This is a genomic window from Saprospira sp. CCB-QB6 (assembly GCF_028464065.1).
Taxonomy (GTDB): Bacteria; Bacteroidota; Bacteroidia; order Chitinophagales; family Saprospiraceae; genus Saprospira.
On sequence record NZ_CP116808.1, the window covers coordinates 382,137 to 398,435 of the forward strand.

Consider the following 16,299-nt stretch of genomic DNA (forward strand, 5'->3'; position numbering starts at 1 on the left):
CCACTGCTGTCCATCCCTCAGCCAAAAAGACGCCCTTTGGGCGTTGAAAGGCGGCCCAAGGCCACAGCCAAAAGCAAGCTTTACTAACTACTTGCAGCCAAAATAGGATAAAGCTCTCCTATTGTGCTCTCTCCAGCCACTAAAAGCTTTATAGCCGCTTCCGCCAAGCTTTCTACTCCCCTTTCCTGAAGTAATGTTTTTACGTTAAATGATTTATTTTTAATATGTTGGGCCAAATCTTCATCTATTCGGATAACCTCATAAATGGCTTTTCGGCCTTTATAGCCCGTGTAATTACAAGCTGCACAACCTTTTGCTAGATAGTGCTGACTAATTTTTTGTTTTAAGGTATAGCTATAAGGCAACAACTCTGGCCGAAATGCCTCTGCTTGTTTACAGGCGGGGCAAAGTAAGCGCACCAAGCGCTGAGCCACTGCCGTATTCAAGGTATCGGCTAGCAAATAAGCGGGTACTCCCATATCTACTAAACGGGCCACAATTCCCCAAGCAGAGTTGGTATGAATGGTAGAAAAAACCAAGTGCCCCGTTAAAGATGCTCTAATCGCCATTTCGGCTGTAGACCGATCTCGAATTTCCCCCACCATAATTACATTGGGGTCTTGGCGCATAAAACTTCGAATACTACTAGCGAAATCGAGTCCAATAGCCTCTTTGAGTTGCACCTGATTGATTCCCTCCAAAGTATATTCGATAGGATCTTCAATGGTAATAATATTTCGGCCCACAGTATTGAGTTGATGCAAACTAGCATAAAGCGTTGTTGTTTTCCCAGATCCTGTTGGTCCACTAATCAGTACCAAGCCTTCTGGCATCATCATGCCTTCTTGATAGCGTCTGAGGCTTTGAGCATCAAAACCGAGCTCCTCTAGCTTCATTTGGCTGCTATTGTTGCGGAGCAATCGCATAACTACTTTTTCGCCATAAAGTGTGGGCAAAACAGAAACTCGAATATCTAATTTTTGCCCGCCTTCTTCTAGAAAGATTCGGCCATCTTGGGGCAGGCGTTTTTCGGCAATATCGAGTTGGGCCTTAATTTTAATTTTATTGATTAGGCTGGGGTAATCTTTCTTTTCCAAGCTATATCGTTCGATCAATTCGCCATCTATTCTCAGGCGGATCCGAGCTTTTTTCTCATAGACTTCAAAGTGAATATCGCTACTGCCAAGCTCTTCAGCTTCTAGGAGTAGGGAAAGCAAGCTATCTTTTGTAGTGCTTAGTTTCTCTTGTTTTCGGTAGCTTTTATCGCGGCGGTAGTGTTGGCCCAAAAAGGGTTGCAAAACAGCCTTGGGTAAGGGGTAAAACTGAATCGTTTGGCCCAATAAGAGTTCTAATTCTAGGGCCAAAGCAGTCAAGTCGGATTGATCTTCGGCCACAGCGGCATGTAAGCCCTTTTCATCTTCTTTAAATAGGATAAGCTGATAGCGCCAAGCTTCTTCATCGCTGAGGCGTTGCAACAATTTTCTGTCAATTTGTTGAAGGCGATCTTCCCAGTCTATCATAATCAAGTATTTGGTGGAAAATGGGCCAATGGCCTAGCGATGTGTAGGGGTGGCCCGCAGGGCCAGACCGAGGCGCTTTGCGCCGAAGGGCCGAGCGAATAGCGAGCCCCGAAACGGAGCGCCCGCCGAAGGCGGGAGGCCCCTAAAAAAGAGCTACTATCCTATCCATTGGTAAAAAAAGGAATCGTTATACATAGAAAAGCTAGTCCATTGCTCTAAGAGTAGATAAAAAATGAGGAAAGCCGACATACTGCCGGCCAAGGGGATACTTTCTTTGGACCAGCCCAGGAGGTTAGAAAACAGCAGGTAAGCAATTAGGGAACCTGCAAGGCTGATGATAAAGAAAAAGATAAATTGGAGTGGGGAAAACAAGCAACAAAGGGGGAGAAAAAACAGGAGGTCGCCTAGGCCAATTTCGCGATTAACGATACTGTAAAGGCGGGCATTTTTGAGTAGAAAATACAGTTGTAGCGCAACTAATTGGAGGCTCAGCAAAAGTAAATTGAAGCCTATAAATCCGTATTGGATGTAGCCTAGTTGGTAAAATTGCTTGGCCGGCGCAAAAAAGAGCAGCAAAACTGGCAAAAAAGCGTAAATGGCTCGCTCTTTAAAATCTTGGTATAAGATAGCGCTTAGAAGGCCGATAATTAGCCAATTCATGGGCTTAATCTAGGGTCACTTCTTGCAATTGGCCATCTTGGTTAATTTCCCAAACATTGAGTTGGCCATCTCCATCAAAATCTTCGGTAGCGGTTGCTCTGGCCAAAAAACTTTGTTTAGAAGCGTTGACAATTTCATAATCGTAAACGGCATCTCCGCCATTGGCTTTCACTTTTGGGGGTTCAAAGCGAAGTTGTTTAAAATCATCGGAATAGCGAAAATTCATAGCGTGATAGCCTTCTTGTAGACTATGTAAGAATTTAAGTTGTTTTTTGGCTTCTAGGCTATATGCTTGGCCAAAAAGTCCCTTCATATTGGGGAGAGCCAATAGAATGAGAATGCCAATAATGACAAGGACCACCATGAGTTCTGTTAGTGTTAAAGCGCTTAGCTTTTTCTTTAAAATTTTCATAGAAATATTGTGCTTGTTCTTTTGCCCCACAAAGGAACACATTTCTTTAATAAGTTCAATAAAAAAAGGCATCTTTGCAGCCTACTCTTTCAAAATAGCGGTTAAAAGCAAAACGGTTATTTTAGGATGAGGGTATAGAAAAGAATTACAGATAGCATGGCCTTATTAGACACAACTGCCTATAAAAAGCGGCTTCTTTTTTTGGGTTTAGGCAGCCTTTTTCTTCTTTTTTTATCTTGGCAGCTGAGTTTTTCAAAAAGTTATGCGGCTTACCAAAGTAATCGAAAGCTAGGGCAGCAAATTGCCCAAGAAGCACAATTGGAACAAGAAATTGCTCATTATCGGCAAGCTTTGGCGCAATCTGAGGCCTTAAGCTCTGAGCGTCCGTTTAGTGCCACAGAGTTATTTGAGGTAGTAAGTAGTTGGTCGGCTGCGCATCAGTTGCAGGTACGGCAGTTGGCTCAGGCCCGGACCTATAGAGAGGGGAAATATGAATTACAGTTACATCAGATTTCGCTTCAGGGCAATTATAAGGCCTTACTTTCCTTTATTTATTTGTTAGAACAGGAGTTAAAACTGGGGCAGGTCGTTCATAGTTTCTTTGAATTACAGCGCAATAGAGACAATCGAGAGACAGAACTCATTTTATCCTTAGAGCTCCAAAATATTCAGACATTAGATGAATAAGCTACTTTTATCTACAGCCCTTTTTCTTTTAGCGCTACTCCCTTTTAGTTGTGGGGTTTTATTGGAAGAGGATCTTTCCAAGCTAAAAATAGAACTTTTGGCGCCTAATGATGGCTACAGCAGTAATCAAGAGTTGCAAGAGCTGGTTTGGGCTGCCGATGAAGTTGTTGATTCCTTTCGCTTAGAAGTTGTTCAAGATAGTTTTTCGGCAATTTCTGCTTATATCTTAGACAGTACAATTCTTGGGAATAGTCATCGGCTAACGCTTTCTCCGGGCCATTATCAATGGCGAGTAAGGGGCATCAATGGAAGCTCTAGTACAGATTATGAAATCTTCAATCTCAGGATTGAAACCGATAGCAGCTTAAGTCATCAGTCCTTGTACCTCATTCAGCCAGCAGATTTAGCTAATTTTAGTACTGATTCCATTCTTTTTCTTTGGGAGGGGCTCAGCTTGGCTCAAAGTTATCGTTTGCAAGTGGCCAGTCATCCCAGTTTCAATTCTCAATTGATGCTTATTGACCAGCAAATCTCGCAAGACTACTATCTGCTTCAGCAACAATTGGGAACAGGAACTTTTTATTGGCGACTAAGAGCTATCCGACAACATCTAGATAGTACTGCATGGAGCGCTACCCTATCCTTTTCACTGAATATTGCGCCAGAGCTTACACAGCCTAGTTCAGCTAGTCAAATCAATAGTTTGCCAGCCAACTTTAGTTGGCGAAGCGCTAGTCAGCACCAAAGAGATAGCATTTATTTTTATTATGAAAATGAAAGTAATCCATTTTTGATTAGGGCCAGTCAAACGGCTAATTTTAACTTGCTAGCCAATGACACGATTGGTAAGGGATCGGGCAACTATTACTGGAAAGTTCGTGCAGTGGGAGTCAATGGACAATTAAGCAGTTACAGTCCGCTTTGGCAAGTGATGATCAACTAGAAAAGATGTCAATTTTAGAACAAAGTTATAGCAAATATATCCTAGGAGCACTTTTGCTTCTTGTTTGGGGCCTTGTATTTTACCGAATATACCAGGCCTTTGCCCCTGAAGACGATCGCTCTATGCCTCCCATACAATTTGCCAATTGGAATAAAGAGCAGGCGGTCAATAAAGAGGGCTATCAACTTGCTTTAGACTATGAAGATCCCTTTTTGAAGGAACAAGCTTATCATTTTTCCTCTCCTGGACCAAGACGGCAAATGGATCAAAAACCTAGTTTTGCTCAAAAGGAGCCCAAAAGGAGTAAAAAAATCGAAAAGAAAGTCGCTCTCCCCAAAATGCCTCAAGTCCGCTATCAGGGCTACGCCATAAGTCAATCCGACAGTATTGCGATTCTTAAAATTGACGATCAGTTTTTCCCCAACCTAACAGTGGGCGAAGCCGTCAAGGGAATTCGATTAATGGCTATTTTCCCCGATTCTATTTGGTTAAATTGGCGAGCCGAACGTCATACTATTTTGAAGAAGTAGTTGCCGATTTTTTCTTTTGCTTGGCCTTCTTTTTTGTTTTGGGCTTTTTTTCTTTTTGCGCTGGCTTAGGCTTTTTGGCCTTTGCTGGCTGCTTTTTCCGTTCTTTTTTGGGTTTAGTTACTTTTTTCTCTCCTTTTTTGTAGCGTTCTACTTGAATGCAGCGGCCAGTTTCAGGATCAAAAAAATAGTATTTCCCATGCAATTTCCCTTTGCGATACTGCCCTTTTTCAATCAATTGCCCAGCAGCATTATAGCGGCGTAAAATTCCTTTTTTTTGCCCTTTTTTCCAATTCAACTCTTCTTTTAAGCGCCCATTTTCCCACCATTTTTGCCAAAGGCCATTCTTTAACCCTTTATGAAAAAAGCCTTTTTCCAAAAGATTTTGATTTGGATAAAAACGCTCATAAAGCCCTTCTAACAACAAGCCTGAATATGCGGCTTCTGTACCCAATAAACGATCTTTATGGTACCAGAAGTACATTTTTCCTTTTTTCGCCTTGAACTTTTCAGGGTTTTTCACAAAGATTTTAGCTCGAACGAGAGTATCCCCCTCTAACATACTCAAAGGGCGCAATTCAGACTGAGCAAAAGCTCCAACTGAACCTATAATGAACATCAGTAGGCATATATTTTTCATATTCTTTTGGACCAAAGCTAGCCATTTATTGGCTGATGTCCAATAAAAGTAATTTTTGGAAAGCCAGTTTTTTGGGGCCTGCCGCCTTCGGCGGCCGCTCCCTTGCAGGGCTCGCGCTTGCTCGGCCCTTCGCCAGCAAGCTGGCTCGGTCTGGCCCTAAGGGCCACCCTTTCAGGCAGCTAGGCCTGCGGCGGCTTCGCCGCCTGCTAGCTGTGGCTGCAGGTTGAAACCAGCAGCCATACAACAACCCCATTCTACATCTATAGTGCGGAGAGGATTAAAATCCTCTACCGCTTTGAACAAGGGTTATTTTTTTCTTCGGTAGTTTGATTTTGTTTTTGTCTCCCCCATAAATTTCATAGGAACCCTAGGGCCAAGGCCCTAGGCTATCGAAAAAATCGTCATCCCCTCATTCGAGGGGATTTTCTGTTCCACTAGGCTCCATCAGCAAAGAAGGGCTAAAAATGTTTATTTATGGAGGGTTTCAACCCTCCATTGAACACAAAAATGCATTCGTTAATTGGCTGTAGGTTTCAACCTACAGGCCCGAAGGGCCGCAGGCCTAGGGGCCTGCAAGGGTGCCGCGCAGCGGCAGACCAAGGGCGCAGCCCGCGGGGCCGAGCGAATAGCGAGATGCCGAACGTAGCGCCGCCAAAGGCGGGAGGCCCTGCTGCAAATCAATATAGATAGGGCGACTAGTAGGGATAAACACTTATTCCCAATTTAGTTTTACTTGTTTAATCCCCCCTTCTTTCGACTCATAGTTTAATACCGCAGCAGATTTCTTGAGCTCTATCAAATTAAAATTTTCTGATACATCTATTGCTCCTATTAAATCTTTCAAGTCAGTTTTAGCTAGAACAACTTTATCTACTACATCTACAACCACAATCGTATCCTGTGATACAGTGAGCTCTAAGATGATATTCTCAACAGTATCTTGAGCTAAAATATTTTGGGCTATGTATGGCGTACGGAGTTGCCCATTTTCATCAACTGAATAGTAGTGGTTCTCAACACAAAAATTTCCACAACTTTTAGCCAATGAGATCACTTTTTCATTTGACCAATCATATTGTAGTATAAATTTCCCCTTGGTTTCACATTGATATTTACATCCCAAAAGTTGCTTTTGACAAGGCTCTATAATTTTATGACAGATTGATATATCAAAAAACAAACTGTCAACTAAGACGTAACTCATTGAAAAAAAGTCTGTTTCTACTCCTTCTGGCAATTCAATAACACAGGCTTCCAATACATCCTCCATTTCATTCTTAAGATGCTCTTCTCTGTTAGAAGAACAGGAGTAATTCCCTGCCACATAAATTATGATAAGTCCTATATAAATCCACCTTTGGTTTAAAAACATGTCCATTGAACGCCTTTATTTGGATTACTAAATGCCACTCCCTCTTCCACAGAAAATTGATGCAATATCTTCCAGAGAGTAAAAAACTGCATATATCCTCTCTATAGAACTGCAGCCTGAACAAAAAGGCTATTCGTACAGATGAACAGCTATTTCCCTTTTTCTAATAGAGGAAATATATATTTATTTTGCCCCCTATCAAAAAATGCTTCATAAGCAAGCATTTCTACTCCAAAATATTTAGCGGCCCAACTAGCCATAGCGAAAAAAAAACCTTCCTTTTGATAATCAGCATAATGAAAATTAATTGACCTAATTTTTATCAGCTTAGACTCATTTATAAGGTTTTCAATATCTACACTTTTTACAAACCACTCTAAACCCAAAGTTAAATACTCACTACCTCTTCATTAAGCTTCACATTTTCTAAATCCAATAATACGCTATCGTCATTTACAGGACTAGGATTCCTAACAATCGCTGCATCAATAGTTATTGAAATCCCCCAATCAGCTTTTAACAACCTAAATGTATGTACCATTTTAATCAATTGTAGTCATCTGAAGACTAATGATGAACAATAATATTTCCTACCATCTCCTAACAAAAGCGACTTAACTTCCTTTCAAAGAACGAGGGCTAAAGATGCTATTTTCCTTTTTTTTGGGGCCTGCCGCCTTTGGCGGCCGGGCCCTTTCGGGGCTCGCAAGCCTGCTCGGCCCTGCGGCGCTTTGCGCCTCGGTCTGGCCTGCGGCCACCCCTACAGGCCCCTAGGCCTGCGGCCCTGCTAGCTGTGGCTGCAGGTTGAAACCAGCAGCCATACAACAACCCCATTCTACATCTATAGTGCGGAGAGGATTAAAATCCTCTACCGCTTTGAACAAGGGTTATTTTTTTCTTCGGTAGTTTGATTTTGTTTTTTTCTCCCCCATAAATTTCATAGGAACCCTAGGACCAAGGCCCTAGGCTATCGAAAAAATCGTCATCCCCTCATTCGAGGGGATTTTCTATTCCACTAGGCTCCATCAGCAAAGAAGGGCTAAAAATGTTTATTTATGGAGGGTTTCAACCCTCCATTGAACACAAAAATGCATTCGCTAATTGGCTGTAGGTTTCAACCTACAGTCCATAGCCGAAGGCCAAACGGCCACAACAAGCCCTTTAGGGCGTCTTCGACGACCAAAGGGAGTAACCGATGTGCAGGGGTGACCGTAGGCCAGACCGACTTTTGAGCAAAGCGAAAAAGGACGGGCCGAGCAAGCCTGCGAGCCCCAAAACGACAACAAGGACTTTAGTCCGCAGTTCGACGACCAACGGGAGTAACCGCCCGCCAAAGGCGGGTGGCCCATAAAATGCTTTTATACTAAGTCAATCACTAACAAAAATTAAGGCTTTCTACAGCAACTTAATCTCTCTAAGATCCGCTTCGCTTAAATCTAAAAGCAAGATGGCGCAGCAAGATGAATCAGAGTCTGTTCCAAGATAAATACTTTCACTTATTCGGTAATACTTAATTGGCCCCCTACTTTCTCCAATCGTTATAAGCATAGCCGTTTCGTTCATAAAAGCAGTCATCATCCCCAACCTATGATGTTCAAGGTCATCGCCTATTTCTATCTCTAGAGAACAGCTATAAAACTCATCACTCAACTCTAAACGATTAAATTCACCATCCTCTAGTTTTTTTATTTTTTCATTATTTAATGAGACGAGATCCATTCTAGACAGAGTTTTACTCCAAGAGTCAAAAGCGGATTGAATGAATACTCCACTATTTTCACTAAAAAAATCAATAAACATTGAAGCAGCCATAGTATTTTCTTTTAAACGAATCATAAAAGGAAGATAATAATAATAATAGTAATCCACCAGATATTCCAAGGGCTTATCAATAGGTTTAAAATTTAATTTTATCATAGCCAAAATTGTACTGTTAAATATATCTAGCCCCTAACTAAAAATAGGCGCTAGCTGTTCCCCAATTTTCAAAAATAGGCCGATGGTAAAAACCATCGGCCCATAACTTTTGGATATATTGCTGCGCCTAGAAGGAGCGAAGCGACTGGCCTAGCGCTGTGAAGGGGTGGCCGCAGGCCAGACCGAGGCGCAAAGCGCCGCAGGGCCGAGCAGGCTTGCGAGCCCCGCAACATAGCGCCTGCCGACCTAGGCCAAAGGCCTAGCCGGCCGCGGGCCCCAAAGCTTAATAGTCCTTAAAAACAATCTTCTTTTGAAGAAGCCAATTTCCTATTTGCAGGCGCAAGATATAGGTTCCAGCCGAGGCGGTTTCAGGCATCATTAGCTGCTGCTCTTTTTGGCCCAAGGCCCAATTTCCAGTAGCTAGACATTGGCCAGATAGGCTATACAGTTGCCAGTTTCCCGCCTGAGCAGCGGGCTGTTCCAGAACTAACTGAAAAGGCCCAATATTGGGGTTGGGAAAAAGCGATAACTGAGGAGCTTGAGCCGCTGTTAAAGCTGTTTCTTGGCCCAAATAAATAGAAATATCTCGGCTGCTGTAAACCTGATGAATAAAACTACTATCTGCAGTTTGCTCTTGTACAAAAGCAACCCATTGCAATTGTTGTGGCCGCCAATCAGGCGATAAGGGCTGGCTAAAATTATAGCTCAGTTGCTGCCCCAAAGATAGATTTCTAGGCAGATCTGTTCCCGCTGCATCCGGCAATAATTTGCGCACAAAAGCCTGCAGGGGCTGTCCATTATCATAAAAAAGAGAGTCCTCCACCAAGGCCACATAAAGCCGAAGGTTAGCCTCTTGCTGGGCCTGCAGAGCAGTAAGAGAAAGCGATAGGCTTATTTCATTGGCCTGAATAAATGACTGCCCCTGAATATCCATGAGCGGATCGGCTAAGCGATCGCGCTCCACATCTATGGGCTGCAATTGCATGGCATAGGGGGCTGCCGTACTAAAGCGACGACCATTTAAGACCAATTTCCCCGCCTCCGATAAGCCATAAAATAACAGGCGAGCGGAAGGATCCGCCATATTTTGAGCATGAAAAGGATCATAGCTGGGAAAAGCGGTATTGTACTGAATCAAAACCAGATCTTGCACCAAAGGCGGACGATAAACCATTTGATTGAGATGCGTATAAGCCGCCCCCAAATCAGCCTGCCCCAAATTGGAAAAGTACTCTAGCAAAACCTTTTTGCGGCGATTGCCCAGAAATATATTGTCAAAGGCAAAGCCTTCATAGGCTGTGGGGCTAACGCCCAAGGCCCCAAAGGCAATCCGAAAGCGAAAAGACTGCTGCCTAAAACTATCTAAGGCATAGCGGGCCGTTTGCCAGCCTGCGCCTGAGCCCGACCAGCCTCTGGGGGCCAATTGTTGTACTCCAGGACGGCCTGCAATAATGTCCTCATTGTACCAGTTTAGCCCCTGCCCTAGCTCACCCAAAGGTCGCCAAATTGCTAGTTGGGGATCATAGAACTCAATGACCGTCCCATCATTTCCAGGATCAGTATCATCAAAAATATCGAGGCTGATCATAGGGCGGTCCAAAAGGCTTAAATCAAAGCATGGGCTATAGACCCAAGCACTTTGATTGGCGGGGTAAGCGCCAGACAAACGACTGGCCCAAACTGATAAATGAGCGCTATCTTGTAGACTGTTGATTCGCTGCCCTTGGGCCATTCCCCACTCCCATAAACTATCGGGATAACCCGCTTGGCTTTCAGCTAACCATTGTCCATCATCCTGATTGAAATCTTCTTCATAAGGGAATTGCGCAGTAGGCTGTACATTGGGCGATAGCTGTATTAAAATGCTGTCTTTGGTCAAACAAACGCCCTGATTTTCGACCGTTAAGCTCACCCAATAGCTGCCCGCTTGGGCAAATTGATGCGAAAAGCTGTCTAGCTGAAAAGGAGCAGAGAAAGAGGCTGCAATAGGCGTTCCTCCAGCTATCTGCCAATAAGCTTGGGTTATGCTATCAAAAACCTGATTTTGAAAGAGCCCCGCAAGGCCCAAAGAAGAGCTATTCCAAAACAGATAAGCATCATTTAGGCAGCCTCCAGCCGCATCCAGTGCTAATTCTGGCTGGCTAAACACCCTCAGCGTATCCCAGTAAATTCCTTGACAGCCTTGGCTATCCGTATATTCATAGTGAATAGGATGTTCTCCTAAACCTGCATTATCTGCCCAAAAGATCGATTGGCCAAATGCGACCCCATTTCCAGAAAAATGCCCCCCAAAAGGCTGGGGGAATAAGGTTAAACTATCATTTTGGCCTAAACAAAAGGCATCTACGTTCTGGCCCAAACTAAAACTGACCAAAGGATTGGGAAAAACAGTGATTAACTGGCTATCACTAGCCTCACAACTACCATTGCCCACTAAATAAACTAGTGTATCTTGGCGACTTTGCGATAAAGGCTGTTGAGGATAAAATGAATTTGGATGATACTCATTTTGGAGCAGAGTATCTCCATTAAGCATAAAGATACCGCCAGCGGGACTAGCCGAAAGAATTTGGCGAGGAGCCGATTCACAAAACTGGCTATCCAACACAAAACTTGGTGCAGGGCTAGGTAAAACCTGGACTAACTGGCTCACAGAATCTACACAACCAAAAATATTCGTAGCCGTGAATTGGAGTTCATGTAGTCCTGGGCCCGCTAAAGCTGGCTCAAAATGATAAATAGTATCAATGATATAAATATTCACCGTTTGACCATTCACAGTCATGGTATCTATAATCTGGATATACTCTGGCCGTAAGCCCGCTCCAGCATAGGATGAATCGAATAGCAAGCTGTGATTTTGAATATCTCCAATAATCCGTTGAGAAGGACTACTCACACAAAAACTACTATTGGCTATGGGCTGCAATAAAGTAGGTCTAGGTTTGGGACGGACCTGTACTTGAAATTGCGCCAAATCGCTACAAATCAGGCTATCTTGAGCAGTAGGGAATAAATGTAATTCCTCTACTAAATAACTAATTGTATGATTACCTGCAGCAGCTCTACTTGGAATAAAGACATTACTATTTTGCAGAACCCCCGGACCAGAAAACTTTCCTGAAACAGCATTTCCCTGCATATAAATGCTATCTTCTTGCTCGCAATAGCTGCTGTCTAAGCCCTGTATTTGGGCTTGAGGCTGAGCAAAAACAGTAGTAAATACGGTATCACTATTTGTGCAGCCATTAGCGTCGGTATAAGTATAGGCCAAAAAATAAGGCTGAGCGGCTAAGGCCGTAGGGCTTAAACTAGCCTCTGCCTGCAGCGCGGAGCGAATTTGGAAACTGTTAGTTGGAAAATTATGTGCATAATGTGCTTGGCTACCAATACTTCCTGCAGGAAAAGCTCGAATGTCCAAATCTGTCCCTTGATTACAAATTGCAGTAGGTAAACCTGTAATGTTGATTGTGGGCAAATCATTTAGCCAATAAGTTTGGCTACTGCTATTGCGACAACCATTGCTATCCTGCACAAAAAATTGAATTTGTTGCAAACCAAAACCTAGTTGTTGAGCGGCTAAAGCTGGCGAAAACAAGCCCAAACTACTATCCTGTATCCCTGCCCCTTGAAAATATGCGGCAGCAAATTGTTGTGTTTGGATAGAATTAGCCAAACTGTCTATTTCTGCATCTACACAATAGGCCGTAGCTAGATTAAACTGTGCTTGAGGTAAGGGATTTATTAGTGTTTGAAGCTGACTTTGAGCCTGACAGCCCCGACTATCCACAAATTGGTAACTAATCGTAATAGGCTGTAAAATACCCGCCATATTTGCTGCCTGTTGGGCAGAAAAACTAAATTGGCCATTCAAAAAGCTCACACCAGCTCCACTAAATGTAGCTTGCTCATTTGGCCCTGCTTGGGGCTGCCCTTGCAAGCTAAAAGAGGGTTCAGTCAAACAATACTGACTATCAAGTCGTAAAATTCGAGGCCGAGGAATAGTATCAATTTGGACCAGCTGCATAGTTTCTCGCTGACATCCATACTGATTTGTTCGACGATAATAGACTGTATCTTGAGCGGATAAAGCCAATTGCGGAGTGTACACATTATTGATCACTGCAGAACCTGAAAATTGGCCTTGCCCCATAAGCCCTGAACGATCGCCTCCCTGTAATAAAAAAGCCGAGGCATTAGCGCAATAGGCTGGAGCTAAATTCAATATTTCAGGACTAGGCAAGGGATAAATAGAGAGGTCCAAACTATCTGTAGCAGTACAACCCAAACTATCACTATAGTTATACCAAAGCAGCACCCCGCCCGAGGCCGCCGCACTATCTAGTAAATAAGCTTGATTGGGATGAAATATGCTATCCCCTAAAATAGTAGGACCAAAATACTGCCCTCCAGCAGGCTGCCCCACTAAAACAACCGCAGTATCATTAGCACAAAAGTCCTGTTGGCTCGCCAAAGTCTGCAAACTAACCGCAGGCGATGCCTGTACCCGAAAAGTTTTATCTAAACGATGCTCACAAGCTGCCAAATCTGTAAAAATATAGCTAATCGTATGTGCTCCAGTGTCTGCTAAAACAGGCGAAAAAGTATTGGCCAAAGGTGCTTGCTGACCATTATTCAAATAGCCCATACCCGCCCCAACAAACTGAGCAGATAAGCCCATATTGGCCGTAGGATAAGCATTTAAATAAACTTCTTGGCTGTTTTCACAATAGATGCTATTGGCCTGTGGTCCTATAAAATCCAAAACCAAAGGTGCAATGACTTTAAAGGTGTCTTCCTGTAAACCAGATTGACATCCATAATACTTATTATACTCATAACGAACAATATACTCTCTATCTACCGTATCCTGAAAATATGGATCGCCTTCAATATCAATAATGTCATCTACTAAGGTTAAAGTATTATTAGTCCCTAACTGACGAATACTAATTGTCGAGTAGCCCGTTTCATAAGCAGGCTGCACCGCCAAAGGAAATAGCTGCTGATTATAACAATAAGTAGGTGCTAATAAACTATCCACAATTCCAATACTGGCCACATCAACAAATTCTATGCGCTGTATAGCCGCAAAATAACTACTATCATAAGTTGCCGCTCGACTAGTATCTAGAGCCGTTCCCGCCTCATTAAAATATTGACGTTCCTCTATGCTCCTAAACAACATGGCCACATAACAAGAACTATCATTAGCTGATGCCAAAAAGTTATTTATAGCCCCCATATTCAAATAAAAATCTTCAGGCTGTCCATTATAAGCATTGGGGGCCGATATAGCCGCAGCAATAGGCTGCGCCCCAGACAATAAATCATTCAAACTAAATACTCCTTGGTCCGCATAAGCCTGAACACTTACTAACTCATTTCTTTTTCGACGACGTAGAAGACTAGGCACATCCTGACAATTATATAGAATCCGACTTCTTTGACTAAGCACCGTCGTATTCATCTGCACACACTGTCTTCTAGAAATTGTATCTATGGTCCAATTGGAATAAGAAAATAAACTATCCCGATGAAAAACTACGGTATCGGCCCCAGTACAAATAACCGTCGGCAAATCAGGAATACTGGCCGCAGGCTGAATGAACAAATTCAACTCTATTTCACTAGAACAACCCGCAGCTTCCAATGATAAATCTACTGGATATTCGCCGCTGCCCGATAAATGAACCAAAAAGGAATCCGCTTGAGCAAAAGATTGTACATAAGTTCCTGAAAAACTTGTATCCAAATCCGTAAAATATGCAGTTTGCGGGCTCGGACGAAGATCCCGCAATATATCTCCCAACTCAATGTTCTCCCCAACTAGTTGAGGAGGCAAAAATGCCGAATTTAATCGATTATCTATAAGGGGATATTCTGCAGATAAATGAATGCTATCCGAACAAAATCCCTGATTGCTATAAGTAGGCAAATAGCTATAGGTCAACCGAATACTGGCTTGCCCATAATTCAAAGCAGGATTGGCAAAAATAAACTGATCCGCCTTTAAGGTATCTCCATCAACTAAGGCAGAATTTGGCTGCCAACTCCCTGCTCTGCCGCCCAAAGTATCCAGCTGTTCCGCCGAAAAAACACCTCCCGCTGGTTGCGCATAAATTAACAAATGATCGTTTGCGCAAATGGGCGTTTTTAAGGGACTAAATGCCAACTCAATATCTGGCATCAAAATAGGCTGGGCCTCTAATAAACGCTGCCCACTACTATCTAATAAATAAACACTGGCCGAACGCCAGTTTTGCCCCGCCTTAGTACGAATAAATTGGGCCTGTAAATGCAGACTATCCAAATCAATTAACAAGGAATCCCCATTGAGTTGCTGCAATAAAACATGAGCTGGAACTGCCCTCAAATTGGTCCAATAAAAATATATACTATCCCCCACACAGGCTTCTCCTACTGCCGCCCCAATTTCTAAATTTTGCCAAGCGAAACTGGGAGCGGGTTCAATATTCAGCAGGCTGTCGTATTCATAGCGGCAGCCTGCTTTTTCTATGCAGAGCCGCAGGCTATCTTGGCCGGCCCATTGCGGATAATAATAGCGCTGATGTAGTAGGCCCAAGGGCTGTTGTCCCAGGCGCAATTGGCTTTGCCAGCCCGTATCCAACAAGCTATAAAGCTGGGGCGTATACAGAGAGTCATCGCCTAGCGCATAGGGTCGAGGCAGTTGCCAGCCCCCAAAGGGCGAGCGGTAATTGGGCAAAAACTGCCCAATAGAATCGCGGCCCCCACAGCTTTCCCAAGAGAGGCCAAAATAGAGCTGGCTGCTATCGCTGGCCCAAGTCAGCAAAATGCTATCTCGATGATGGCCGGGCCCATTGGCCGACAATAGCCGCTGCTCCAAGAGCTGGCCCGCCTCATAAATTTGGAGTCGAAGATCGGGCAGACTGTCCGACAAAAAATAGCGATAATGAAAATATTGAGGGGCCAGCGCCCGCGCATCCTGCTGGCAAAATGCGCCAACTTCCAACTGCCTAGGCGGCTGCAAAATGGGCAAAAGCTCAAAAAATAAGGGCTGCCCCAAACTATCTATGTAAATATATTGGCCCAGCTGCCGCAAAACCAAGCGATCAGTCGGTCCAGTAGGCAACAAAAACTGCCCGCTCTGCTGCCCGTACAAGCTCCCGCCCTCCAAAGCAAAATATATACTGTCTTGACAAAGCCGATGGCGGCCCCCATTGGCCGCCATGCTGTTGGGCGTCCAAACTTGCCCCCAAAGTCCCAAGGGCAAAAACAAAAGTAAATAGAGTAAATAATTGCGCATAAACTGAGGTTTTAACTTAATGATATACCTAATTTAAGTAACTCCATTTATTAACGCAAGTATTTTGTATTTTTTATAGTTATTTTTTGGGCCTCCGCAGCAAGCTGCGGCGCTACGCTTCAGGGCTCGCAGGTCTGCTCGGCCCTGCGGCCTAACGGCCTTGGTCTGCGGCTTCGCCGCCCCCTTTCGCATCGCTAGGCCGCTCAGCAGCGGTTGTTTAGTTTGGGCTTGTGGCTGCGGCCGCTGAGCTTTTTGGTCCTTAGGGTCCTGCACTTGGTCGTTATTTAGGGTTTAGGCTTTGAACTTCCTTAAAAATTGCGTTTTTTTAGTCGC

Annotated in this window: 11 protein-coding genes; 3 read left to right on the plus strand and 8 right to left on the minus strand. The window is 43.7% G+C overall.

What is annotated here, in order from left to right:
- Positions 1 to 83: 83 nt before the first annotated feature.
- The 3 genes from PPO43_RS01515 to PPO43_RS01525 form a co-directional block, all read right to left on the minus strand.
- Positions 84 to 1,520 (minus strand): GspE/PulE family protein, encoded by a 1,437-nt coding sequence (locus PPO43_RS01515; protein ID WP_272620026.1) that lies wholly within the window; start codon positions 1,518 to 1,520, stop codon positions 84 to 86.
- Between the two features lie 156 nt (positions 1,521 to 1,676).
- Positions 1,677 to 2,180, minus strand: a complete 504-nt coding sequence (locus PPO43_RS01520) for a hypothetical protein (RefSeq protein WP_272620027.1) — start codon at positions 2,178 to 2,180, stop codon at positions 1,677 to 1,679.
- Between the two features lie 4 nt (positions 2,181 to 2,184).
- Positions 2,185 to 2,664: a prepilin-type N-terminal cleavage/methylation domain-containing protein gene (locus PPO43_RS01525; protein ID WP_014373666.1), complete on the minus strand. Its 480-nt coding sequence runs from the start codon at positions 2,662 to 2,664 to the stop codon at positions 2,185 to 2,187.
- Between the two features lie 84 nt (positions 2,665 to 2,748).
- Between PPO43_RS01525 and PPO43_RS01530 the strand changes: the two genes are divergently transcribed.
- Genes PPO43_RS01530 through PPO43_RS01540 form a run of 3 tightly spaced genes read left to right on the plus strand, consistent with a single transcriptional unit; the run spans position 2,749 to position 4,752 of the window.
- On the plus strand, positions 2,749 to 3,279 hold the full coding sequence (locus PPO43_RS01530) for a hypothetical protein (protein WP_272620028.1): 531 nt from the start codon (positions 2,749 to 2,751) through the stop codon (positions 3,277 to 3,279).
- Positions 3,272 to 4,222: a peptidoglycan-binding protein gene (locus PPO43_RS01535; RefSeq protein WP_272620029.1), complete on the plus strand. Its 951-nt coding sequence runs from the start codon at positions 3,272 to 3,274 to the stop codon at positions 4,220 to 4,222. The genes PPO43_RS01530 and PPO43_RS01535 overlap by 8 nt, the downstream gene beginning before the upstream one ends.
- A gap of 5 nt (positions 4,223 to 4,227) precedes the next feature.
- On the plus strand, positions 4,228 to 4,752 hold the full coding sequence (locus PPO43_RS01540) for a hypothetical protein (protein WP_272620030.1): 525 nt from the start codon (positions 4,228 to 4,230) through the stop codon (positions 4,750 to 4,752).
- On the opposite strand, the gene PPO43_RS01545 is transcribed toward PPO43_RS01540, so the two are convergent.
- From PPO43_RS01545 to PPO43_RS01565, 5 genes are all read right to left on the minus strand, one after another.
- Positions 4,736 to 5,389 (minus strand): toxin-antitoxin system YwqK family antitoxin, encoded by a 654-nt coding sequence (locus PPO43_RS01545; protein WP_272620031.1) that lies wholly within the window; start codon positions 5,387 to 5,389, stop codon positions 4,736 to 4,738. The genes PPO43_RS01540 and PPO43_RS01545 overlap by 17 nt on opposite strands.
- 712 nt (positions 5,390 to 6,101) lie before the next feature.
- Complete coding sequence (locus PPO43_RS01550) at positions 6,102 to 6,767, minus strand: hypothetical protein (protein ID WP_272620032.1); 666 nt, start codon at positions 6,765 to 6,767, stop codon at positions 6,102 to 6,104.
- 143 nt (positions 6,768 to 6,910) lie between these two features.
- The gene (locus tag PPO43_RS01555; protein WP_272620033.1) at positions 6,911 to 7,147 is read right to left on the minus strand and encodes a hypothetical protein; all 237 of its coding nucleotides are present in this window, start codon (positions 7,145 to 7,147) and stop codon (positions 6,911 to 6,913) included.
- A 1,009-nt stretch (positions 7,148 to 8,156) separates the two neighbouring features.
- A complete protein-coding gene (locus tag PPO43_RS01560; protein ID WP_272620034.1) occupies positions 8,157 to 8,678 on the minus strand; it encodes a hypothetical protein in 522 nt (173 codons plus the stop codon).
- Between the two features lie 283 nt (positions 8,679 to 8,961).
- A complete protein-coding gene (locus tag PPO43_RS01565; RefSeq protein WP_272620035.1) occupies positions 8,962 to 15,966 on the minus strand; it encodes a T9SS type A sorting domain-containing protein in 7,005 nt (2,334 codons plus the stop codon).
- Positions 15,967 to 16,299: the final 333 nt, after the last annotated feature.